The sequence below is a fragment of the Salipiger sp. PrR002 genome (genome assembly GCF_010500775.1).
Classification (GTDB): Bacteria; Pseudomonadota; Alphaproteobacteria; order Rhodobacterales; family Rhodobacteraceae; genus Salipiger.
Window position 1 is genome coordinate 29380 of record NZ_JAAGOU010000035.1, and the last position, 21232, is coordinate 50611.

A 21232-nucleotide genomic window follows, 5' to 3' on the forward strand; every position below is an offset into this window, starting at 1 on the left:
CTCACCGGAACGTCTGCGAGGAGATCACCCAATGACCCCAGAAGACATTCAGCCACTGGGCATTCGCGCCAAGGCACGCGCGATCAGCATGACGGCAATTGCTCTGACCGCCGCTCTTGTCTGCACTGCGCCGCAAGCACATGCGCAAGACGGTGGCTATCTCGATCAGGTCCAGCGCGAGTTTGAAGAGATCAACAACGGCACCAACCCGACGCTGCTCACAACGCAGGCTGGCATCCAGTATCAGTTCAGCCAGATCACGGATGACCTGGACGCCGGTCTGTGGGAAGCCTTCTATACCCAGCCTTTCGGCGATGGCTCGAAGGCGTTCCGTTTCACGCTTCCCTATACGAACAGCCCGTTCGACTCCGGGTACGACTTCGGCGACTTCAGCGTGACCTATCTCGACGTCTTCCACCTGACCGAGAAGACCGGCGCGGCCTTCACTGCTGAGTTATTTCTCGACACCGCCTCGCGGGAGGATACCGGCTACGGGCAATATGCCATGGAGACGTCACTCTTCTACGCTTGGTTCCTCGACAATGGCGCGATCTTCGCGCCCGCATGGGTTCAGACTTTCGGCCTCGAGGGCGGGAACGATGCGGGTACAGAGCTGAATACCACCACGGTCGATTTCTATTACGTGCCGAAGCTCCCCAACCCGAAATACTATCTGACCTTCGATCCGGCGGTGATCCACGATTGGGAAGCGGATCGAACCTTTGGCAGCTTGCAGGTGACGGCCGGCATGCTGACCGGGCGGGCGTTCGGCGGTGACAGTCAGATCTTCATCAAGCCCGGGGTGCTTTTCGGAGCCGACGCTCCCGCCGACTGGTCGGTGCAGGTCGGCTTCAAGGTTCTGAATTTCTGAAGAGAGGGTCTATAGTTCCAATCGGCTCGAGTCCGCGGGGCGTCGAGCGCAACGATTGTGTCCCATGTGTTTTGTGTCCGCGTCACTTCCGTGAGGAACATTGAAATGAAATTCAGATATTTGACCTTTGCAGGCCCGCTCTTCGCCCTGGCCGCGATATCGACCCAAGCCATCGCGCAGGATGGCGACTTTCCGTCGCTGCAGATGCAGGATGTCGAGCAGATTTCGATCGACGTTGATCTCGACGGGGCCATCGAGCGCCTGTCGAAGGCGATCACCTTTCCCACGATCTCGAACCAGGATCGCGAGGATTTCGACACGCAGGCCTTCGATGATTACCACGCCTTCATCCAGCAGGCTTATCCGCTGGTCCACGAGACGCTGAAACGGGAAATCCTCGGCGATCCGCGCCCCTACAGCCTGCTCTATACGTGGGAGGGCAAGAACCCCGATCTGCCACCCGCGCTCTTCTACGCGCATCAGGATGTCGTGCCGGTGCCGCCGGATTCCCGTGACGAGTGGGAGCAGGAACCCTTCGCGGGCACGGTGGCCGATGGCTATCTCTGGGGTCGCGGTGCCATGGACGACAAGAACCAGATCCACGGCATTCTCGAGGCCGCCGAGATGCGGCTCGCCCAAGGCTGGCAGCCAGAGCGCACGCTCTATTTCGTCTTCGGCCAGGACGAAGAGGTGGGTGGACCGGAGGGTGCTGCCCATATCGCCCAGGTGCTGGAAGACCGCGGGATCGAGCGCTTTGCCTTCGTGATGGATGAATCCGCGCCGCTCATCCCCGGCATCTTCCCGGGCCTTCCCGACAACACCGCGCTGATCGGCATCGCGCAGAAAGGCTATCTCAGCCTCGAGCTGGCGATCAACGCCGTCGGCGGCCACTCCTCGCAGCCGCCCGAAGAGTCGAACATCGGCATTCTCGCCGAAGCGATCACCAAGCTCGAAGACGCGCAGTTCCCCTATCGCATCCACCCCGCGCTGCGGGCCCAGTACCGCTACCTCGGGCCGGAACTCGACGAGGAACTTCAGCCGCTCTACTCTGCGGTCGCTTTCGGCAAGGAAGGCGAGATGACGGAGGACGAAAAGAAGTTCATCGAGGTGATGGCGGGCAATCCCGTCACCCGGGCGATGATGCGCACCACCATCGCCGTGACCATGTTCAACGCGGGCATCAAGGACAACGTGCTGCCGCCCTCGGCCACGGCGGTGGTCAATTTCCGTCCGATGCCCGGCGACACGCCAGAGGTGATCATCCAGCACGTCAAGGACGCGATTCAGGATGACCGCATCACCCTGCGCGATATCTCCGCCTCAACTCCCGCGACAGCGATCGCCGACCCCGAGGGGCCGGGGTACAAGGCGATGGAAAAGACCATCCGCCAGATCTGGGGGAATGATCTGGTCGTCGCGCCGTTCTTCGTGATCGGCGGGTCGGACTCCAAGCATTTCCAGGCGCGGTCCTTTGCCCCGGACGTCTATACCTTCACCGCGATCCAGCTGGAGAACATGAAGGAATTCGAAGGCTTCCACGGCGTCAACGAGCGCCTTCTGGTGGATGAGTACGCCAAGACAATCGCATTCTTCTATCAGATCATGAGCAATCTCGACGAGCTGTAGAGGGGTTCAGAAGAGGTGGCGGTATAGTCCGCCACCTCCCTCGTTTGGACCGTCCCTGCCGACTGCACCGGTGCCTTCGAGAGGGCACCTCCAAGGCGTGACCGATTTCGATGTCCCGAGATCTGGTGTCGCTCACCGCGGGCCTCGCGCTCTCAAGCGGGCCGATCTGGTCAATCGCTCTGCGCTCCAGACGCGCCATCTGCGCATCGCTCAGGCAGAGCAGATCAGACATATCACCGCTCTGCTTTCTCGCGGCGGCCCGTGCCCTCCGCCATGGTCAATGGAGCCTGACCCTAAGTCTTCGCCGAAATCGTCCTTGCCGTTCGCCGAACGGAACTCAGCCAGCCTTCTCCGACGCGCCCATGAACTCCTCCACCGTCGGCGTCACCCGTTCGAACTGGTCGAGCTGGCGCGCGTAGAGGTGCCCGCCGAGACGCCCGACGGCGTCGATGCCGATCTGATCGACGTAATGGGTTTCCGGATCCACCAGCGCCTCGCGCAGGAACATCCGCTTGACTTCACCCAGCACGATGGTGCGCGCCGGGCTGACCGGGACCGTCTGCACCAGATGGCACTCGAAGGCGGCAGGAGCGGCGAGGATGCGCGGGCTGCGCACGGTCTCGCCGGGTGCGGTTTCGAGCCCCGCAAGGGCGAGCTCGTCGACATCCGCCGGGAACTTGATCGAGCAGATCTCCATCTGGTCGACGAGCGCATGGTCCGAGATGTGGACGGTGAACTCGCCGGTGGCGAGGATGTTCGCCGCCGTGTCCTTGGGCGTGCCGTCGGGCTTGTGCTCGATCCCCACCGCCATGATCGCCGGATCATGGGTGAGGATGTTGAAAAAGCTGAAGGAACCCGCGTTGGGCGTACCATCCTCCGACAGGGTGGTGATCAGCGCGATGGGGCGCGGGATCACCGTACCGATCAGCAGCTTGTAACGCTGCTTCGGCGTCAGCTCGGCGAAGTCGAAGGCGTGGCTGGTCATGGTCTGATCTTTCATGCGGGGATCCGGTGCGTCTCGAGGGGCGTGTGGCGCGAGAGGTTCTCGAACCCGTCGGCGGTCACGACATACATGTCACCGATGTTGCAGCCTGCGGACATGGGTTCAAGCCATTGCGTGTGCAGGACGAAGACCATGCCCTCTTCCAGCCTGTCATAGTTGTGAGAGGAGATATTGAAGGCATTCTGCCCGCCCGCCATGCCGACCGAGTGGCCGAGGTTGGGGTTATGCGGGCCGAAGGTCGCCGGGTAGACATGCATCAGCTTGCGGCCCTGCGCCTCGTAATCGGCGTCGGGGACATATTGGCGCGGGATCTCGCGCGGGCCGCCATCGTCGGCGGTGCGCCAGTTGTAGGGCATGGTGCGCGCCTCTGCGTCTTTCAGCAGGCCGGCCGCGATATAGCTGTCGAACGCGGCGTTGTTCAGGTCGCGGATCAGCGTGCCGGGGCGGATCAGTTTCTCGGCGGCCTTCACGCCGCGCGTGCAGGCGTCCAGCACCAACTCCTGCCGGTCGGTCAGCGCGCCGAAGGCGAACATGCGCGCGGTCTGGGCGGTGTAGCCTTGATAGGTGACGTTCGACACGTAGAGGTTGGCCAGATCGCCCTTGCGCATGACATGGCCGTAGGGCTTGCCGCAATGGGTGCCCCATTCGTTGGCGCCAATCTGATAGCCGTCGCCGGTCTCGCCGCCACGGGCCATCTGCGCGAGGGTGAAGGCGGCGTAGATCTCGTAGTCGGTCACGCCGGGGCGGGCGACATGATAGGCCGCCTGCGTCGCAATGCTGATCAGTTGCGCGGCGGTGCGGAATTGGGCGATCTCGGCGGGCGTGCGGTTGCGCTGCATGCGGTCGAGAATGCCGTGCTGGTCGGAAAATTTCGCCTTGGGCATCTCGGACACCAGCGCGGCGCGGAACCCGGCCGAGCGCTTGTCGCCGATGAAGCCGATATTGTCGGCCTTCAGCTCACCCAGGATACCAACCAGCGCCTGCATCGTCTTGGCACCCGAGTCGCCGGGGATGTCGGCATATTCGCGGCCCACGGCGCCGATCTGCAGGATGCGGTCCACGCCCACCGGCTCGCCGCCCGGCGGCAGGATCACCGACTGGGTGAAGAACGATAGCAGCACCGGCTCCTGGTCTTCGTCCATCGGCACGATCAGCACGCCCTCGCGCATCCAGTCGCAGAGGTAGCGCAGATAGGCATGCGCCGCGTGGAACCAGCCGACGCTGTCGCAATGCACGACCACCGCGTCGAGCCCAGCGGAGACCGCCTCGCGCTTCAGCTTGCGCATCCGCTCGGCGTATTCCTCCGGAGGGATCGGCATTGCGGGAGTGAAGTCGAAGTCGGGGGCGAAATCGCCGAGCAGGCTTTCGATGGACGGCCGGGCGCCGGAGCTGTGCGCGTTCATGGGATGGTCCTTTCCGTGAGTGAGTTCGGGGTCAGCGGGCATCGCGCCCGCCGAAGCGTTGCAGGGTGACCAGCAGCAGGGCCGCGGCGAGGATCAGCACGCCCGAGACCGCAGCGACACGTCCGTCGAGGCTTTCCTCGAGCATGGCGAAGAGGCGCAGCGGCAGCATGGTCCGGCCGGGATCGCCGAGGAAGAGCGTCACCGACACGTTGTCGAGCGACTGCATGAAGACGAGGAAGGCGCCCGCGAGGATGCCGGGAAGGATGCCCGGCAGGCTGATGCGCAGGAAGGTGCGGGCGCGGCTGGCGCCGAGCGTGGCCGAGGCTTCCTCGAGCGCCGGGTTCATGCGCTGCGCGAGGCCCAGCACGGTGCGGAACATCAGCGGCGCGAAGACCGCCGCGTGGCCGATCAGCACCGCCAGGAAAGACGGGCCGAGGCCGAGCAGGCTCAGCGCCAGCAGCGCGGCGAGCGCATAGACAAGGCTGGGCAGCACCAGCGGTGCCAGCAGCACCGGCTCGACCGACCCGGCGAAGCGCTTCGGCGCGCGCGCCAATGCCCAAGCGGCGGGGGCGGTGATCAGCGTGACCACGGCGACCGTGGAGAGCGCCACCTCGATGGAGTTCTTCGCGGCGGTGTGGATCGGCTCGGAGGCGATCGGGTCGAAGAGGAGCTCGTACCAGCGCAGCGAGAAGCCCTCTGGCGGGAAGCGCAGCGTCGTGCCGGAGTTGAAGGACATCAGCAGCGCCAGCAGGATCGGGCCGATCATGAAGGCCAGCACCGCGAGGCCGGCGCCCCAGACGAAGGCCCAGTAAAGAGCGGTGGAGATCTTCGAACGTGTCTCAAGCATGACCTTGGAGCCTTTCGTGGCGGGCGAGCATGGTGAGGCCCAGCATGATGACGCCGGTGGACGCCAGAAGAAGGATCGAGATCGCGGCGGCCATTGGCCATTGGAAGAGTACACCGACCTCGCGGTAGACGAATTGCGGAAGATAGATCAGCCGCGCACCGCCGATGACGCTCTGCGTCACGTAGGAGGTGGTGGCCGAGGCAAAGACCAGCACCCAGCCCGCCAATACGGCAGGGATGATCTGCGGGAAGATCGCCGAGAACCAGGCGCGCCAGCGGCCTGCGCCCAGCACCTCGGCAGCCTCCAGCGTCTTGCGGTCGGCGCGGTTGAGCACGGCGAAGACCGGCAGCAGCAGCAGCGGCAGTTCGATCTGCACCAGCGCAATGATCAGCCCGGTCTCGGAAAAGAGCAGCGAGAACGGGCGTTCGGTGAGGCCGAGCCCGAGCAGCGTCTGGCTGATAGGCCCGTTGCGCCCCAGCAGCACCACCCAGGCAAAGGTGCGCACCACATTGGCGGTCAGCATCGGCAAGAGCGTGCAGATCAGGATCAGCCCGCGGAGACGTTTCCCCGCGTGCCAATAGAGCATCACCAGCGGCAGCGCCGCCAGCGAGACGAAGAAGGTCACCTTCGCGCCAAGCGCCAGCGTGCCGGTGAGCACGCCGCGCGCGAAGGGATCGGAAAGGAAGGCCGCGAAGTTCCCAAGGCCCCAACTTCCATCCTCCCCGCGCAGGCTGATGCCGGCGAGCAGCAGCAGTGGCGAGATGAAGAACAGCACCATGAAAGCGATCATGGGCCACGACAGTAAGGTTTCTTTGCGGATCATCGCGGCTCTCCCGATCAGCGGACGACGAGGCGGTCGAAGGTTTCCGTCCACTCGGCGCGGTGCTTGTTGATCGCCTGCCAGTCCGGGTAGACGGCGTTGGCCACCTGTTCGGGGGTGACGAACTGCGAGACGACCTCGGAGTAGGGCACATCCACGTTGGTCGGGATCATCGCGGTCGGCGGCTCGGCCAGCTGGGTCTGCGCGGCGGCGTCGATGGCGGCATCCATATAGGCGTAAACGCCATCGGGGTTCGAGGCGCCCTTCACCAGATGGATCGCGACGGGCACAGAGGGCGAGCCGGTTTCGGGGTGGGCGAACTCGCAGGGCATGCCCAGCTCGCGCAGCTTGGCGACGTTGCCGGTCGAGGCCATGAACACGGCGATCTCGCCCTGCTGGTACATGGTCATCTGGTTCGAGCCCGAGGTCGCGATGGCGCCGATCTTCGGCAGGTAGGCCTCGAGCAGATCAAAGACCGGCTGCATGTTGTTATAGGTGCCGCCGTAGGCCTTGTTGATCTCGGTGTAGGCCATGGTCGCGGTGTTCGAGCCAAAGCCGATGAGCGCGAGGTTGCCTTCGTACTGCGGGTCCTCGAAGAGCGCCTTGTAGCCCGCAGGCTTGTCGACCACCTCGGGGTTGTAGGCGATGCCGTTGACCTCGATCGTGACGTAAGGCCCCCACTCATTCTGCGCGGCGGGGCTCAGCTTGTCCCAGTTCTTCAGGCGCGTCGGGTCGATCTTCTCGATCAGCCCTTCCTGGATCAGGATGTCGCTCTGACCCGGCGAGACGAGCAGCGCGTCATAGGGCGGCTGGCCGGGGCTGGCCATCAGGCGGGCGATCTGGTCCTGCGCCAGCGACGGCGCGACGGTCAGATCAAAACCCGCGTCCTTGACCATCGGGCCAACGATCGAGCGATAGGCGTCTTCCCAGCTGCCCGGGAAAGTGGCGGCGACGACCTTGCCGCCGGAGGCGAGCGCGGGACGGATCAGCGCCGGGGTGGCAAGGGCCGAGAGGCCGGCCATGGTGAAGGCGCGGCGGGTCAGATTGATGGTCATGTCAGTCTCCTCGTTGGGCTTTTCAGTTGATCTGGTCGTTGGCAGGAAAGACGTGCAGTCGGGAGGTGTCGGGGATCAGCCAGATGGCATCTCCCTTTCCGGGACGGGGACCGCCGTCGCGCAGGACCTGCGCCTTGATCGCGGTGCCGTCGGGAAGCGTGGCGTCGATGGTGAGGAAGCGCCCCATCACCACGGCGCGGCCAAAGCGCGCGGCGATGGCGCCGGGCTGCTCGGTGAGCGAGAGGCTCAGATCCTCGGGGCGGGAAGTGACGATCACTTCGGCGCCGGGGATATAGTTGAGCGCGCGGTTCATCGCGATCTCGGCGCCATCGGCTGCTTTCAGGCGGCCCGCGCCAGTCACTGTCGCGTGCTGCTGGTTGGCGTGGCCAATGAAGCCATTGACGAAGAGGCTGGCGGGGTGGTCGTAGATCTCTTCGGGCGAGCCGACCTGTTCGACGCGACCCTCGTTCATCACCACGAGCTGGCCTGCAACGGCCTGCGCCTCTTCCTGGTCGTGGGTGACCATCACAGTGGTGATGCCAACGTCATCCTGCATCCGCACCAGTTCGGCCTGAAGCTCGGAGCGCAGCGCGCGGTCGAGCGCGCCGAAGGGCTCGTCCATCAGCAGCGCCGAGGGATCGGTCGCCAGGGCGCGGGCGACGGCAACGCGCTGCTGCTGCCCGCCCGAAAGGCTCGGCGGGAAGCGGTTCGCAAAGGCGGTCAGCCGGACCAGTTCGAGCAGCCGGGCGACGCGCTCCTTACGCTCCTGCCGCGGCAGATGGGCGAGGCCATAGGCGACGTTCTCGGCCACCGTCATATGCGAGAAGAGCGCGAAGTTCTGAAAGACCATCCCCAGCTTGCGGTTGCGCACCTGCACCTTGGTCAGGTCACGCCCCTGCAGCGAGATGCGGCCGCGGTCCGGGGTGATGAGCCCGGCAATGGCCCGCAGGATCGTCGACTTGCCACAGCCCGAGGGCCCCAGCAGGGCAACGACCTTGCCGTCGGGCACGTCGAAATTCACGTTATGAAGGACTTGCTTGTCCTCGTAGCTGTGATCCACGTTGCTGATCTGCAATCCGGTGTCGGCCATGATACGGGTGCTCCGCTGGTTGCGAACTGTGATGACACGACTGTTGCGTCACATCATGTTCGCAAATCAATGCGTAAGTTGGTGCGAAAGTATGTTCGCGACTATTGTGCGAATATTTTGCGCACATATACTCAAGGTGCGCCCGTTCTGGGCGTCCTGAGAACGCATTCCCTGTATCTTTGCTGCGCGGGCCGCTAAATCTCGGTCATTCCGAGAGGCCGGCCTGTGGAGCGTTTCCAATGAAAGACAGCATGATTCTATCTGACGACATCTCCGAGGTGATTTGCGCAACTTTGCGCGCGGCGATCTTCGAAGGCGCGCTGAAGCCCGGCGACAAGCTGAAGGAAGACATCTTGGCGAAACATTTCGGCGCCTCCCGCACGGTGGTGCGCGGCGCGCTGACCATGCTGGCGCAGCAGCATCTCGCGGAGCGCCGGCGCAACCATGGCTCCTTCGTCGCCACCCCCACCCCCGCCGAGGCGAAGAACCTCCTCGCCTCCCGCCGCGTGCTTGAAATGGCGGTGATGGACGCGCTGCCAGGCCGCCTGAACAAGAAGGAATTCGACGTTCTCGCGCGCACCATAGAGAATGAGACAAAGGTCCACTCGGGCAGCGACGCGACGGAAAAGAAGCGAATTGCGGGCGATTTTCACCATATTTTGGCGGAATACGCGGGCAATCACGTGCTGCTCGAGATGCTGGAGAACGTCATCACCCGGCTGTCGCTGGTCAACGCTCTCTATGAACGCGCCAGTGACTGCACCTGCGGCACGTCCCATCACGCGCTGATCCTCGATCACCTGAAGGCCGGGGACTATGACGCCGCCCGCACGGCCATGGCCGTGCATCTCGAGGACATGGAAGGCAACATCGCCTTCGAAGGTGTCGATGGTGACAAGGACGAGTTTCTCGCCATCCTCGAGCGGATGACCGGCAAGCCCTGATCCCGACGCAGCGCCGGGCAGGGGCCGGGACGAGTCGCACCTCGCGTTCGCATTTCGCCCAAGAATGCGCCAACATGACGCTCAGAGTAGCGTTTTGCTCACGCGTGCGGCGCTCCATGGCATTTTCCGCGCTGCGGTTCGCCAAAACTTTCGAATGAACTTGCGCAAGTTTTGTCGCGAGGTGAGTTTGAGGGTGTAGCGTCGAGCAACGGCGCGCCTGACAACAGGGACCCTCCTCATGAACAAGCTCGTCAAGATGGCACTCGGCCCGGCGCTCGCCGCCACCCTCGCCACCTCCGCCCTCGCGCAGGGCATGACCGAGGTCATGCACGCGTCGGATGAGATCACCGCGCTGCCCGGCGTCACCGCCAACCCCGATCTCGCCGCGGGCCTGCCGCAGGCGATCCGCGATGCGGGCGTGCTGCGGGTCGCCACCGACCTCACCCCGCCGATCAGCTTTCACGACGACGCGGGCAAGCTCATCGGCATCGACGCGGATATTGCCGCCTCCCTGGGCGTGATCCTCGGTGTCGAGGTGCAGATGACCGACCTCGGCGCAGGCGCGGGCATCGTCCCGGCGATCCTGTCCCGGCGTTTCGACATGACCATCTCGGGCATCAACGACGATCCCGAGCTGGAAAAGCAGGTCGACGTGATCGACTACATGTATGACGCCACGACGATCATGGTGCTCGACGGCAACCCGCTGAACATCGCCTCGATGGACGATCTCTGCGGCAAGCGCGTCGCGGTGCCCGTGGGCACCTTCCAGAACCGTCTCGTCACCGCCTTCGCCGAAGGCTGCGCCGAGCCGATGGAGATCATGTCGCTGCCGAAGATGCCCGAGGTGCTTCAGGCCGTCCGCAGCGGCCGCGCCGATGCCACGGTCAATGGCTATGCCACCAGCGTCTATTCGACCGAGAAACAGGTCGGCAAGGGCGTGGGCCTTCAGGCGCTGCCCGACATCCGCCTCGCGGTCGGCTACCTCGGCATGCTGACCCACAAGGAAAACCCCGAGCTGCGCGACACCGTCGTCGCCGCGCTTCAGCAGATGGTCGACGCAGGCGGCTATGCGCAGATCATGGAGAAATGGGGCCTCGCCCCGCTCGCCGTCGAGACCGTCAAGGTCAATGACGCCGCCTCCATGCCCGTCGAAACGGAGTAAGACACCATGGCCTCCATCGAGACCGACTTTCGCGCACCGCCCGCACGACTGAAGATCCGGTGGGGGCAGATCGCCACGGGCGGCACGGCGCTGCTGATCCTTGGCGCCATGGTCTGGGTCGTCGCCCAGAGCCAAAGCATCCTCTGGGCCGAGATCCCCGGCTACCTGCTCGATCCGCGCATCCTCAGCGGCGTGGTGCTGACCCTGAAGCTGACTGTCGGCGCAATGGTTTTCGGCATCGTCGTGGGCTGCGTTGTGGCGGCCATGGCGATCAGCGAGAACCTCGTGCTGCGCGCCATCGCGGCGGGCTTCGTCTGGTGGTTCCGCGGCGTGCCGCTGATCGTGCAGATCTTCCTGTGGTTCAACATCGCGCTCTTCGTGCCCCGCCTCGGGCCCTACGACATCAACCTGCTGGTGACCCCGGCGGTGGCGGGCTTCCTCGCCCTCGGGCTGCACGAGGCCGCCAATATGTCCGAGATCATCCGCGCGGGCCTCAAGGCCGTCGACAAGGGCCAACGCGAGGCGGCGCAGGCGCTTGGCCTCAAGCCGCTGCAGATCATGCGCACGATCATCCTGCCGCAGGCGGTGCGGCTGGTCATCCCGCCCACCGGCAACCAGGCGATCGGCATGCTGAAGGCCAGCGCCATCGTCTCGGTCATCGGCATGCGCGATTTGCTGACCATGGCGCAGCAGATCTACGCCGCCAACTTTCTGGTCATCGAACTGCTGTTCGTGGCCTCCATCTGGTACCTCGGCATCACCACGGTGGCGCAGGTCGGCCAGCATTACCTCGAGAAACGCTTCGCGCCCAAGGGCCGCGGAAACTGATCCCCACCGGAAAGGACTTCCCCATGAAACTCGGCATCGACTGGCAGAAACTGCCGGAAGCCACGACGCGCGGCCCGATGGCCAGCCTCGACCACGTGCAGGAGATGGGACTTGCGGGGATCTTCTTTCCCACCGTGCTCGACATGTCCCCGACGCTGGACCGCGGCTTCTTGAAGGAACTCCGCGCCAAGGCCGACGCGATGGGGCTCTACCTCGAAGCGGGCCTCGGCAAGATCAACCCCTACTGCAGCGCCGAGGCGCCCGAGCTGCGCGCCGCTGGCAACGGCGATATCTTGGCGGGCCTGACCCGAATGATCGAGATCGCCGCCGAGATCGGGTTGCACGAGCTCTGGATTTCCCCCGGCAACTTCAAGGGCCAGTTCCCCGGTCGCCTCGCCAATGACCGCTTCCGCACCGACATCGACTGGGCCGATCAGCTTGCCGCGATGGAAAAGATCATGCATCGCCTCGCGCCCGCGCTGCGCGATCACGGCTCGCATATGAATATGGAGACGCATGACGAGATCACCTCCTTCGAGATCCTGCGCCTGATCGAGGCGGTGGGCGAGGACGTGACCGGCGCCGTGCTCGACACCGCCAACGGCCTGCAGCGCGGCGAGCACCCGGTCTGGGCGGCCCGGCGCCTCGCGCCCTACATCCGGCAGACCCACATCAAGGACGCCTATGTCGCCCGCGCCCCCGGCGGCCTCGACTTCCAAGGCCGCGCCTGCGGCGAGGGCATCGTCGATTTCGCGGCGATCCTGCCGATCCTCGCCGAGGCGAACCCGGCGCTGAACCTCTCGCTCGAAATGGCCGCCTCCTGCGATGACAAGCCCCGCGCCGCCAACCCGCGCCAGTGCATCCAGATCAATGACCCGGTCTGGCGTGCGGTCCATCCCGACCTGACCGCAGAAGAATACGAGGCCTACATGGAGATGGTGGATGCCTACGAGCACCGCATCGCCAGCGGCGCCATCGAGGACTGGGAAACCTATGAGCGCCGCAACTACGGCTATCCGAGCTACGCCGAGCAGTCCTATCGCTACGCCGAAGCCCGCGTCTACATCCGCAAGTCGGCCGATCACATCAAGGCGGTGAGCGCGGAAGTGGGTGTCCGGCTGGAACAGCCCCAGCCCGACTACGCCTGACGGGCGAGCGCCTTGTCGCAGCCAATTCCACGGCTGCGGCAAGAAAGCCGTTTCGTCCAAGGGCTCGAAGCTTCCATGCCGCGCCGCTGCATCGGTTGATCTCTACGCGGATAGATCTGACCGCGCGGGCTGTCAGCGTTTGGGCGTATTCGGAGGTGCTGTGTGTGGCCCTTTCAAGGAAGAGCTAGCTGTCCGGGATACGATCGCGTCATGGGTCGCCGCGAACCAGGCCCCCAGCCTGGAGGGGTCTCCCTCCACGCGAAACTGACCGCTTGCCAGCGCCGCCTGCTGAACCTGCGCAAGGGTGGGGTCGGACGTGTAGATCTGGTTCAGCCTCTGTGCCACTTCAGGCGTCACATGGATGGTGATGTCTCCTGCCTCGCTCGGCCTCACACCTGCACGGAAGCTGGGCACGCCATTGGTGATGTCGAACCGGAGCCCTTGGAAAAGCCCCGGCGCGATCTCGGGCCCGTCGATGTAATGCTCGACCAGCGAGAGGGTCAGATCGGCGGGCAGGTCTGCCGCGCGGGCGGCAGTCACGAGGACCTCGCCGACCATGGCCAGCCAGTCGGGACTGCCTGCAGCGTATGTGGTTTCGGATAACATGGTGGTTCCCCTTGCCGGGCCACCGGGGGAAGGGGCGCCCCCGGTGGCGGGTTGCGGTCAATCGACGATGAGGACGATCTTGCCCTGGATGTGGCCCTCGGCGGCGCGCTCGTGGGCGCGGGCGGCCTGCGCCAGCGGCAGCGCGGTGTCGAGCACCACGCGGATCGTGCCGTCCGCCAGCAGGGGCGCCGCCGCGTCAAGTTGCGCGCCGCTGGAGCGCACCTGCGTCGACGACACGGTGATCCCCAGACGATCCGCCTCGGCATGTCCATCGAAGCCCAGCGGGTTGACGATGAAGAGCGCTCCGCCGGGTTTCAGGCAGCCGAGGAAGCGGGCCGCCGCCGCGCCGCCGACGCAGTCGAGCACCAGGTCCAGATCCGAGCAGACCACTTCGGGCTTCACCTGCGTGTAGTCGATCACCTGATCCGCGCCGAGATCGTGCAGCAGATCTCCGTGCCGCCCCGAGGCCACAGCGATCACATGCGCGCCCTGCCATTTCGCGACTTGCAGCGCCAGATGACCGCCGCCGCCCGCGGCGCCGTTGACCAGCACGCGCTTGCCCTTCAGCGGCACGGGGACGTGGGGCACCGGCTGGAACGGGTTTGGCGCGTCATGCCCAACCTCCACCAGGAACTGCCACGCGGTCAGCAGCGACATGGGCGCCCCGGCGGCCTCGGCATGGCCGATCCCGGCGGGCTTGTGGCCAACCTGCTCGGCGGGCACGGTGACGTATTCGGCATAGGCGCCAGAGCCCTCCATGATCGCGTCGGGGAAGCGCACCATGGCATAGACCTCTTGGCCGGGCGCAAAGCCGGTCACGTCTTCGCCCACGAGGTCGACCACGCCCGAGACATCGGTGCCGAGGATCAGCGGGAAGCTCTCCTTGGGGCGCCATTCCGGGGGCAGCGCGCTGTAGCCGTCGCGTAGATACCAATCCGGCGGGTTGAGGCCGGCCGCCTTCACGCGGATGCGGACCTCGCCCTTGCCGGGCTCGGGGATGGGGGCGTCTTCATAGGTCAGGACATCGGGACCGCCGAAGCTGTGCTGGCGTATGGCTTTCATTATCTGGGTCATCTTGGGGCTCCTTCTTCAGGCCGTTTTCCGGGCCGTGTGTGATGACGGCTAGATACGAACCCCTTTCGAAGTTTATAATCCGCCCGAAAGTCACTTGAGTTGTGCCGCTATGGAACAGATCGGACTGGAGCGCCTGACCGGCCTCATCGCCTTTGCCCGCACCGCCTCGCTCGGCAGCTACTCGGCTGCGGCGCGGGCGCTGTCGGTGTCACCCTCCGCCGTCAGCAAGAGTGTGCGGCGGCTGGAAGAGCAGCTGGGCGTTGCGCTTTTCACCCGCACCACGCGGTCGATCGCCCTGACGACCGAGGGGCAGGAACTGCACCAGCGCGCGCTGCGCCTGATCGAAGCGGCGGAGGAGATCGAGCAGACGGCAAGCTCGCTGCGATCAGACCCTGTCGGGCGGCTCAGGATCGCGGCCCCGCTGCCGCTCGGTATTCACGTGATCGCGCCCGCCCTGCCGCGCTTTCGCGCGTGCTACCCGGATGTGGTCATCGACCTGCGGCTGAGCGACCGGATCGTGGATCTGGTCGAGGACGGCGTGGATATCGCGGTCCGGATCGGCGGGCTTGCGGACTCGCGCCTGCTGTCGCGCAAGCTGGCGGTGCAGAGGCTCTGCTGTTTTGCCGCGCCCGCTTATCTTGCGGCGCACGGGGAGCCGCGCCGTCCGACGGACCTCGAAGATCACGACACGGTTGCGCTGCGCTACCAGAGCTCGGGGATGCTGATGCCCTGGCCCTTTCAGGCGGGTGAGCGCATCACGGAGATCCAGCCCGACGCCGCGATCACGGTGGATGCCAGCGATGCCCTCATCCAGACACTGCTGGCCGGGGCGAGGATTGGCATGACCTCCACCCTTCTGGCGGCGCCCCACGTCGCGCGCGGCGCGCTGGTCCCCGTGCTGGAGGGCTTCGCGGTCGAGCGCAGCGCGATCACCGCGATCTGGCCGGAGAGCCGACGAAGCACCCCATCGGTGCGCGCCTTTCTGGATTTCCTACAGGCGGAGTTCCAGGGCCCGGCTGGATCGTGACGTCAAAGGCCTGCTGAACACCGAGTTCGGGCACCTTGCAGGTGTGGGCTTTCCCCTAAGCATGCGAAAACCGTGAGTTTGGGATTGTGCGGTCAGACACGTCTGCCTTGGTTCTGAGAACGTTCATCCGTGACGCGCTGATCTTAGCACCGCCATCGGGTGCGCGTGCGACTGACATTGCGGGGTCGAGGACCTGCGCCTTTCGTCCCTTACATGGCAAATTTCTCCTGCCATGGCGCGAAACGTGGCGGCAGCAAATCCATCAATCGGCGATCTTGGCTGTGTGAAGCTCTGCGGTAGAATGATGGGATTCTGGAAAAAAAGCTCCTGCCATCCGAAAGGGACGGGCTGATGAGGAACTCTGGGACCACTTTTGCGCGTGCTTGGCGGGGGACGGTCTTCGCGATTGGCATGGGGCTGGCGAGCTGCGCGGAGGGCGAAATCGCGGTGCCAGCCGTGCAGCCGGTGTCCAATGGTCCATTTCCGAGGGCTCTCTATTCCGCGGATGTCATGCTGGGAGTTTCTGAAAGCATTGACGCGGCGGGTCGATCGCTTCCCTTGCACGTCTACCTCGGCCTCTTCCCCCAAAGCGAGACACGGCTTGGGGTGAAGGCTGCCGTGGACTTGCGGGAGATTCAGCGCGCTCTTCCCACGCTGCTCTCGGGCAAACTCGATCCCGATTGCGGCCTCGGCCTCACCGTTGGGCTGACCAGTGCGCAGGCAGAGGGGGATGCGGTTCGCGCGCGGGGGCGGGTGCGGGCCGAGCTCTACCGCTGCAAGAACCGCGAGACCGAACGCGAAACGCGGGGGGCGCATCTCTGGACACAGGTGGTGGATGTCGAAGCGCTGGTCTCCGGCGGGCTCAGTGGGGAATGCGTCGGCTTCGAGCTGCGCGATCTGTCGCTCGACCCCCGTGGCGTCACCGGCGGGCTGGGCACCTTTTTCGGGATCACCGAAAGGGTGCGGCGGGCGATCGTCACGCAGGGAAACGCGGCTTTGCGGGCGGCCCCGGTCTGTCCCGAGATGCCCGAGGGGCTCGCGCTTCTGTCGCCGGATTTCACCTCGGGCAGGGCGGTCGAGATCGGCGAGGGGGGCATGGGGGCCGCGCTCTCCGGCTCTGTCGCCAGCGACGCGGAGCGCCTCGTGGCGCTGATGGGCCTGTGGCAGGACAAGGGCGCTCTGCCAGCCGCAGGAGAGGGCAACTCCGTCCCTCCCGCCGGAACCGTGGCCTTCCGTTTCGAGGACAGCCTGAAGGCGCTCGACCCGCCGCTCTCCTACGGTCTCGACCTGCGCCTGAAGGCCGTCTCGCCGACCCGCATCGCGGCAACCGCCGGACTTGATCTGCGCGACGTGCAGCGACGCCTGCCTGACATGGCCAAGGGAGCGGTGCTGGTCGATGATTGCCGGGCGCGCGTCGAGGTGCAGGACTTCGAGTTCCTCGCGCACGCCGAAAACCTCGTCGCGCTGGCCCGGCTCGATGCGCGCAGTTACACCTGCGCGCGGACCGGCGACAGTTCCTGGCAGCGCGGCGCCTTGGAGCGTGCCGAAGAGGTGGACGTGCGCGCCGAGATCTCCGCCTCGGTGGCCGACAACTGCCTGATCTTTCACCTCGTGGATCTGGCGCGCGATCCGCCGCTCCCGGTGATCGCCGAGGGGCGGCAGGGCGCGCGGAGCGAGGCTGCGCGCACGCTCTTCATCGACGCCGTCGACCACCTCTTGCAGGACCGGCCGCTTTGCCCGGAGCTGCCGCCGGAACTGCGCGTGCTCGACCCGCAGTTCCGCTCCGGCGCGCCGATGGAGATGGGCAGCGGCGGGGTCGGGTTTGGCCTCGAAGGATCGGTCGATCTGAGCGCGACCACGATCATCGCCATGCTGCAGGTGCTGCAAGAGCGGGGCGTTCTGCCGCCTCGGCCCTGACCGGTTCAGATCACGGCGTGTAGCAGATCGGCGCGCCATCGGCGCCCGCACGCCCGCCCGCAGACCGTCGAGCGAAGCCTGCCTCTCAGACACTGCGAGAAGCGCACCCCGGTCGCCGATTTGACCTCTTCACCGCGGGTGAAGCGATAGGCGGGCTCAAGGGTGATGCGGCCCAATGCGAAAGTCGCCGTGCCGAGACGGAAGGGGGCGCCTTTCCGAACGCCCTCCGCTGGAAGTCAGATCACCTGCACGTCGCCCGTTATCTCGGGCATTCCGCCTTGTAGGACGCGCCGGTCTGCGGGTTGTAGTAGTTGCAGAGCTTGGTGCCGCTGGAACTGGTGGGCACGTTGGCGCCGATGGCCGTACCGATGGCGGCGCCGCCAAGCGCCGCCGCGGTCTTGTTGCCCCCGCTGACCTCATGCGCGATGGCAGCCCCGGCGAGCCCGCCAGTGGTCGCATTGATTGCCTGATTGTCAGTGCAGGCCCCGGTGAGCGCCGCCGCGATGAGCGCGCCTGTCAAAAAGAGATACCGCATACCATCCTCCCTTGAGTTATCAGCCCCGGACGACCACCGCCCGGAGCCGCAGTGGATGTCAGAACCTGAAGGTCACGCCGAGGATCGGGCCGGACTGGGTGGTGTCATAGACCACGCCATCGTCGTCGTAGTCGACATCAAGAACCCGCCAGCCGAATGCGAGCGAGAAATCCTCGGCGAAGGCGTAGCTGACCCCCGCCATCAGCGACCACTCGAAATCCGACCCCACGCCGAAGCCGCCAATGTCGGCAGCGCCGAAGGCCTGCCAGCGGTCGCTCAGCGCATAGCGCCCGGCTATGCCGACAATCGGGTCGGTCCAGTCGACGTCCGTCTCCCGCTTGATACGGCCGCTGGGCGTGTAGACGCGGTAGTCGTTCTTGAGGTTCCAGTAGCGGAAGCCCCCATAGAGATCGAGATTGTGGGTGTAGGACTGCGAGACGGTGCCGCCGAAGGCCAGCGTCAGCGTCGAGGTCTCGCTCTTGATGTTCACCTTGTCGACATTCGGGCCGCCGATCTTCTCGGTCGAGTCCGTCTGCACGATGGAGCTGTCGAAGTAGATCACCCATGGGCCGTTGCGCGCGGTGCCCGAGAGGAACAGCCCATACTCGAGATCGTCCCAGATATCGCCGAACGACAGGTCAACCGACTGTGCGGGAAAGCCCGGAATCGTGCCGAGATCGCCCTCGAGACCGGCCATCCAGACATAGGGGGTGATCCGGAACTCCCAGTCTTGCGCCGCGGCGGGCGCTCCGGTGGCGGCGACGGCCGCGAGCGCAAGGCCGATCGCGGTCATGCAGGGTCTGAAGCGTGTCATATTGCACCTCCTTCCGGGGCTCGACCCGGTCCAAATGGAATTCCTTCAAGGCCGCGACGGCAGCGCCCCCGCCTCAGCCCGGTTCGACGTCGGGGAACTGCCAACTGCCGTCGAGGATCTCGGGGCGCGGGCGGTAGAGGCGCACCGAATAGTTCCAGCCCTCCATGATCGGCAGGCAGTTCACCCGGCTCTCGTCCTCGCAACCGCCGAAATGCACGGTCATGCTCTCGTCGGCGTTGCGCGTGCCGGAGACCGAGTTGATGTTGTAGGCGCCCTGGGCGTTCTTCTGGTAGAAACCGCTGGCGTTGTAGAGGCTGACCGACCAGAACTCGTCGACGGGCACATCCGCCGGCACCTCGATCTTGTAGCTGTCGACCGGCAGGCCCGGCTCGACGTTGAGGTAAAACGCCTCCTCCTCGGGCAGCCCGCCCCAGCCGAAGGCGGTGCCGAGGAAATGCCGCAGCGGTGCCACGTCTCCCTTGGCGCCGAAGGTGTCGGCGCTGTCGGGGGTGAAGCGCGACAGCGCCAGCGCCGCCTGCTTGACCTCCTCGAAGTTTTCCATGTCGTAATTCGGCACGATGAAGGGTGTCGCGGATCCGGCTTCGAGCGTCATGGCGTCCTGCACCGCTTGGGCTGCGGCAAGGTCATCGGGGTCGGAGGCGTCCACCAGCGTGCGGATCACGATCACCACGAACGGCGTGTCGAAGGTGGCAAGGTCGAGCGTGTGGCTCCCGCCGCCGAGAAACACCTTGTTGATGTAGTGATCTTGGTTGACCACCATCGCCGAGACGTAGCGCGAGCCCGCGTCGGGCAGGGTCAGCGTCGCCCCTTCGGAGATGTCGACCAGCGCCATGCTGTAGATCGTGTCGCGGTTCATCCGGATCGTCGGCTGCTGTTCGATCGAGGTGACGTCCCGTATGTGCAGCAGCGTGTTCACGCCACCGGACAGGGCGAGGTATTTCTCGAACTCGATGTTGGTCGCGGCCCGGATGAAGTTGGACGTGTCGATCTTGACCGTCCTGCCTTCAAGGACCTCGTGCAGGGCTCCGGGTTTCGATTGCGCGAGACCCGCGCCAGCGCTGGCCAGCAGGGCCGAAGCCGCGACCGCGCCGAAGAATGCATTGCGTTTCATCTCTTTCGTCCTTCCATTGAATGCGGAAGCGAGGGTCGCGAACATCTGAAAACACCCGGCCGCTTCCACGACGAAATGAAGAAAAAGGTCACTCGTTCTGCATTCGCCGAAATTGCGGAGATCAGGCGTTCGAGGGTTTCAAAGTCACCGCGCGGATTTCGGCGCGGCGGGCATAAATTGGGTGCCAGCCGCTGGCGTGTTCAGACCCCGGGCCGACAGAAATCAAGATGCGCTAAATCAATGAGATGCCGCGCAGTCCTCCCGTACAATTGCGGCTCAAGTCCTGCATACATGCAGGAAAATCTATGATAAATCACTGATCTGGATCAATGATTTCCCAAGGCTTTGCATCCGCCGCGGCGGGAAGATTGTTCTTCAATATATGTTTTTGAAAAGTTTTCATTCTTTCAATGCTATGCCAAGGGAAGTAGGGGCATGGGCTCGCGATCTTCAGAAATCTCAAGAATTGTGTCATCGCGAGTGCGTCTCCAATTTTGCGCAGGGCGGCGCTCATTGGCCCTGACCTGCTCCACTGAAAAGTCCGCGTTTTGAAGTTAGCCTGTTCCTCACACGAGGAGACAGACAATGCGGAAAAGCCGTTTCAGCGAAGAGCAGATCATTGGCATCCTGAAGGAGCACCAAGCCGGCATGGCTGCCAAGGAACTGTGCCGGAAGCATGGCATCAGCGATGGCACGTTCTACAAGTGGCGCTCGAAGTATGGCGGCATGGAAGTGTCCGAGGCCAAGCGGCTGAAAGCGCTCGAGGTTGAGAACGCGAAGCTGAAGAAGATGCTGGCCGAGCAGATGCTCGACGTGGCCACGCTGAAGGAAATGCTGGGAATGGTAGCAGGCGAACGCCATGCGTTCGAGTTAGCCTGCGGACCCTTCTGAAGCCCGGTGCAAGGCGACGAACTGTGGACTGGGCCATGACAGAGAAAAGCTACAACCAGCGGCGGGCATGCGCCTTGGCCGGGATCGATCCGCGTGTGTATCGACGTGGATCAACCAGACCTGCGGACGCCGAACTGCGGGAGAGGCTGAAGGCGCTTTCCAGCGAACGGCGTCGCTTCGGCTATCGAAGGCTGCACCTGCTTCTTGGCCGCGAAGGCTGGCAGGTGAACTGGAAGAAGCTTTACCGGATCTACCGGGAAGAGGGCCTGACAGTGCGCAAGCGTGGCGGTCGCAAGCGCGCGATCGGAACGAGGGCGCCGATGGCGATCCCACAAGGGCCGAACCAGCGATGGTCCTTAGGGTCAGGATTCATAACCAGTAGATGACGAGGGCGGCTAGAGCGACGGCCGAAAGGAAGACCTTCGGGCACCGGTCA

20 protein-coding genes and 1 pseudogene are annotated in these 21232 nt (G+C 64.8%); 9 read left to right on the forward strand and 12 right to left on the reverse strand.

Going from position 1 to position 21232, the window contains the following annotated elements:
• Positions 1-31 precede the first annotated feature (31 nt).
• Together G0A00_RS22345 and G0A00_RS22350 are read left to right on the forward strand one after the other, a co-directional pair.
• Positions 32-871 carry a hypothetical protein gene (locus tag G0A00_RS22345; protein WP_164184562.1) on the forward strand — a complete coding sequence of 280 codons (840 nt, stop codon included), beginning with the start codon at positions 32-34 and terminating at the stop codon, positions 869-871.
• Positions 872-976: 105 nt separating this feature from the next.
• On the forward strand, positions 977-2497 hold the full coding sequence (locus G0A00_RS22350; protein WP_164184561.1) for a M20 family peptidase: 1521 nt from the start codon (positions 977-979) through the stop codon (positions 2495-2497).
• A gap of 337 nt (positions 2498-2834) precedes the next feature.
• Here the strand turns inward: G0A00_RS22350 and G0A00_RS22355 are convergent, their stop codons facing one another.
• From G0A00_RS22355 to G0A00_RS22380, 6 genes are read right to left on the reverse strand one after another with little or no spacing between them, the layout of a single operon-like run.
• Positions 2835-3497 carry a flavin reductase family protein gene (locus G0A00_RS22355; protein ID WP_203595481.1) on the reverse strand — a complete coding sequence of 221 codons (663 nt, stop codon included), beginning with the start codon at positions 3495-3497 and terminating at the stop codon, positions 2835-2837.
• A complete protein-coding gene (locus tag G0A00_RS22360) occupies positions 3494-4903 on the reverse strand; it encodes a Xaa-Pro peptidase family protein (protein WP_164184560.1) in 1410 nt (469 codons plus the stop codon). Before G0A00_RS22360 ends, G0A00_RS22355 begins: the two co-directional genes overlap by 4 nt.
• Positions 4904-4934: 31 nt before the next feature.
• Positions 4935-5750: an ABC transporter permease gene (locus G0A00_RS22365; RefSeq protein WP_164184559.1), complete on the reverse strand. Its 816-nt coding sequence runs from the start codon at positions 5748-5750 to the stop codon at positions 4935-4937.
• Positions 5743-6573, reverse strand: a complete 831-nt coding sequence (locus tag G0A00_RS22370; RefSeq protein ID WP_164184558.1) for an ABC transporter permease — start codon at positions 6571-6573, stop codon at positions 5743-5745. Before G0A00_RS22370 ends, G0A00_RS22365 begins: the two co-directional genes overlap by 8 nt.
• A gap of 14 nt (positions 6574-6587) precedes the next feature.
• Entirely contained in the window at positions 6588-7625 is a 1038-nt protein-coding gene (locus tag G0A00_RS22375) for a PotD/PotF family extracellular solute-binding protein (RefSeq protein WP_164184557.1), read from the reverse strand.
• A gap of 22 nt (positions 7626-7647) precedes the next feature.
• Entirely contained in the window at positions 7648-8715 is a 1068-nt protein-coding gene (locus tag G0A00_RS22380) for an ABC transporter ATP-binding protein (RefSeq protein ID WP_164184556.1), read from the reverse strand.
• 239 nt (positions 8716-8954) lie between these two features.
• On the opposite strand from G0A00_RS22380, the gene G0A00_RS22385 reads away from it, so the two are divergent.
• From G0A00_RS22385 to G0A00_RS22400, 4 genes are all read left to right on the forward strand, one after another.
• On the forward strand, positions 8955-9659 hold the full coding sequence (locus G0A00_RS22385) for a GntR family transcriptional regulator (RefSeq protein WP_164184555.1): 705 nt from the start codon (positions 8955-8957) through the stop codon (positions 9657-9659).
• 238 nt (positions 9660-9897) lie between these two features.
• A complete protein-coding gene (locus tag G0A00_RS22390; RefSeq protein ID WP_164184554.1) occupies positions 9898-10824 on the forward strand; it encodes an ABC transporter substrate-binding protein in 927 nt (308 codons plus the stop codon).
• A gap of 6 nt (positions 10825-10830) precedes the next feature.
• The gene (locus G0A00_RS22395; RefSeq protein WP_164184553.1) at positions 10831-11652 is read left to right on the forward strand and encodes an amino acid ABC transporter permease; all 822 of its coding nucleotides are present in this window, start codon (positions 10831-10833) and stop codon (positions 11650-11652) included.
• 23 nt (positions 11653-11675) lie between these two features.
• Positions 11676-12800 carry a sugar phosphate isomerase/epimerase family protein gene (locus G0A00_RS22400; RefSeq protein ID WP_164184552.1) on the forward strand — a complete coding sequence of 375 codons (1125 nt, stop codon included), beginning with the start codon at positions 11676-11678 and terminating at the stop codon, positions 12798-12800.
• 132 nt (positions 12801-12932) lie between these two features.
• Here G0A00_RS22400 and G0A00_RS22405 read toward each other — a convergent pair whose 3' ends face one another.
• Both G0A00_RS22405 and G0A00_RS22410 read right to left on the reverse strand, forming a co-directional pair.
• Positions 12933-13406, reverse strand: a complete 474-nt coding sequence (locus G0A00_RS22405; RefSeq protein ID WP_164184551.1) for a hypothetical protein — start codon at positions 13404-13406, stop codon at positions 12933-12935.
• Positions 13407-13463: 57 nt separating this feature from the next.
• On the reverse strand, positions 13464-14480 hold the full coding sequence (locus G0A00_RS22410; protein ID WP_164184550.1) for an NADP-dependent oxidoreductase: 1017 nt from the start codon (positions 14478-14480) through the stop codon (positions 13464-13466).
• 109 nt (positions 14481-14589) lie between these two features.
• Between G0A00_RS22410 and G0A00_RS22415 the strand changes: the two genes are divergently transcribed.
• Positions 14590-15507, forward strand: coding sequence for a LysR family transcriptional regulator (locus G0A00_RS22415; RefSeq protein WP_164184549.1), 918 nt, complete (start codon positions 14590-14592; stop codon positions 15505-15507).
• Positions 15508-16131: 624 nt separating this feature from the next.
• Positions 16132-17424, forward strand: coding sequence for a hypothetical protein (locus G0A00_RS22420; protein WP_164184548.1), 1293 nt, complete (start codon positions 16132-16134; stop codon positions 17422-17424).
• A gap of 259 nt (positions 17425-17683) precedes the next feature.
• Here the strand turns inward: G0A00_RS22420 and G0A00_RS22425 are convergent, their stop codons facing one another.
• The 4 genes from G0A00_RS22425 to G0A00_RS22440 all read right to left on the reverse strand — a co-directional run bounded on the left by G0A00_RS22425 (position 17684) and on the right by G0A00_RS22440 (position 20419).
• Positions 17684-17959, reverse strand: coding sequence for a hypothetical protein (locus G0A00_RS22425; RefSeq protein ID WP_164184547.1), 276 nt, complete (start codon positions 17957-17959; stop codon positions 17684-17686).
• A gap of 58 nt (positions 17960-18017) precedes the next feature.
• Positions 18018-18773, reverse strand: coding sequence for a hypothetical protein (locus tag G0A00_RS22430; protein ID WP_164184546.1), 756 nt, complete (start codon positions 18771-18773; stop codon positions 18018-18020).
• Positions 18774-18846: 73 nt separating this feature from the next.
• The gene (locus G0A00_RS22435; protein WP_164184545.1) at positions 18847-19905 is read right to left on the reverse strand and encodes a DUF1214 domain-containing protein; all 1059 of its coding nucleotides are present in this window, start codon (positions 19903-19905) and stop codon (positions 18847-18849) included.
• 313 nt (positions 19906-20218) lie between these two features.
• A complete protein-coding gene (locus tag G0A00_RS22440; RefSeq protein WP_164184544.1) occupies positions 20219-20419 on the reverse strand; it encodes a hypothetical protein in 201 nt (66 codons plus the stop codon).
• Positions 20420-20490: 71 nt separating this feature from the next.
• Between G0A00_RS22440 and G0A00_RS22445 the strand changes: the two are divergent.
• Positions 20491-21155: pseudogene (locus tag G0A00_RS22445) on the forward strand (transposase); the annotation flags it as partial.
• Between the last annotated feature and the right edge of the window lie 77 nt (positions 21156-21232).

Bases quoted from the DNA above. Each gene is read 5' to 3' on its own strand.
- G0A00_RS22360 (WP_164184560.1), bottom strand. From the start codon at position 4,903: ATGAACGCGCACAGCTCCGGCGCCCGGCCGTCCATCGAAAGCCTGCTC.
- G0A00_RS22410 (WP_164184550.1), bottom strand. From the start codon at position 14,480: ATGACCCAGATAATGAAAGCCATACGCCAGCACAGCTTCGGCGGTCCC.
- G0A00_RS22345 (WP_164184562.1), top strand. From the start codon at position 32: ATGACCCCAGAAGACATTCAGCCACTGGGCATTCGCGCCAAGGCACGC.
- G0A00_RS22365 (WP_164184559.1), bottom strand. From the start codon at position 5,750: ATGCTTGAGACACGTTCGAAGATCTCCACCGCTCTTTACTGGGCCTTC.
- G0A00_RS22435 (WP_164184545.1), bottom strand. From the start codon at position 19,905: ATGAAACGCAATGCATTCTTCGGCGCGGTCGCGGCTTCGGCCCTGCTG.
- G0A00_RS22380 (WP_164184556.1), bottom strand. From the start codon at position 8,715: ATGGCCGACACCGGATTGCAGATCAGCAACGTGGATCACAGCTACGAG.
- G0A00_RS22395 (WP_164184553.1), top strand. From the start codon at position 10,831: ATGGCCTCCATCGAGACCGACTTTCGCGCACCGCCCGCACGACTGAAG.
- G0A00_RS22425 (WP_164184547.1), bottom strand. From the start codon at position 17,959: ATGCGGTATCTCTTTTTGACAGGCGCGCTCATCGCGGCGGCGCTCACC.
- G0A00_RS22415 (WP_164184549.1), top strand. From the start codon at position 14,590: ATGGAACAGATCGGACTGGAGCGCCTGACCGGCCTCATCGCCTTTGCC.
- G0A00_RS22355 (WP_203595481.1), bottom strand. From the start codon at position 3,497: ATGAAAGATCAGACCATGACCAGCCACGCCTTCGACTTCGCCGAGCTG.
- G0A00_RS22390 (WP_164184554.1), top strand. From the start codon at position 9,898: ATGAACAAGCTCGTCAAGATGGCACTCGGCCCGGCGCTCGCCGCCACC.
- G0A00_RS22350 (WP_164184561.1), top strand. From the start codon at position 977: ATGAAATTCAGATATTTGACCTTTGCAGGCCCGCTCTTCGCCCTGGCC.
- G0A00_RS22440 (WP_164184544.1), bottom strand. From the start codon at position 20,419: ATGAGCGCCGCCCTGCGCAAAATTGGAGACGCACTCGCGATGACACAA.
- G0A00_RS22405 (WP_164184551.1), bottom strand. From the start codon at position 13,406: ATGTTATCCGAAACCACATACGCTGCAGGCAGTCCCGACTGGCTGGCC.
- G0A00_RS22375 (WP_164184557.1), bottom strand. From the start codon at position 7,625: ATGACCATCAATCTGACCCGCCGCGCCTTCACCATGGCCGGCCTCTCG.
- G0A00_RS22370 (WP_164184558.1), bottom strand. From the start codon at position 6,573: ATGATCCGCAAAGAAACCTTACTGTCGTGGCCCATGATCGCTTTCATG.
- G0A00_RS22430 (WP_164184546.1), bottom strand. From the start codon at position 18,773: ATGACACGCTTCAGACCCTGCATGACCGCGATCGGCCTTGCGCTCGCG.
- G0A00_RS22400 (WP_164184552.1), top strand. From the start codon at position 11,676: ATGAAACTCGGCATCGACTGGCAGAAACTGCCGGAAGCCACGACGCGC.
- G0A00_RS22385 (WP_164184555.1), top strand. From the start codon at position 8,955: ATGAAAGACAGCATGATTCTATCTGACGACATCTCCGAGGTGATTTGC.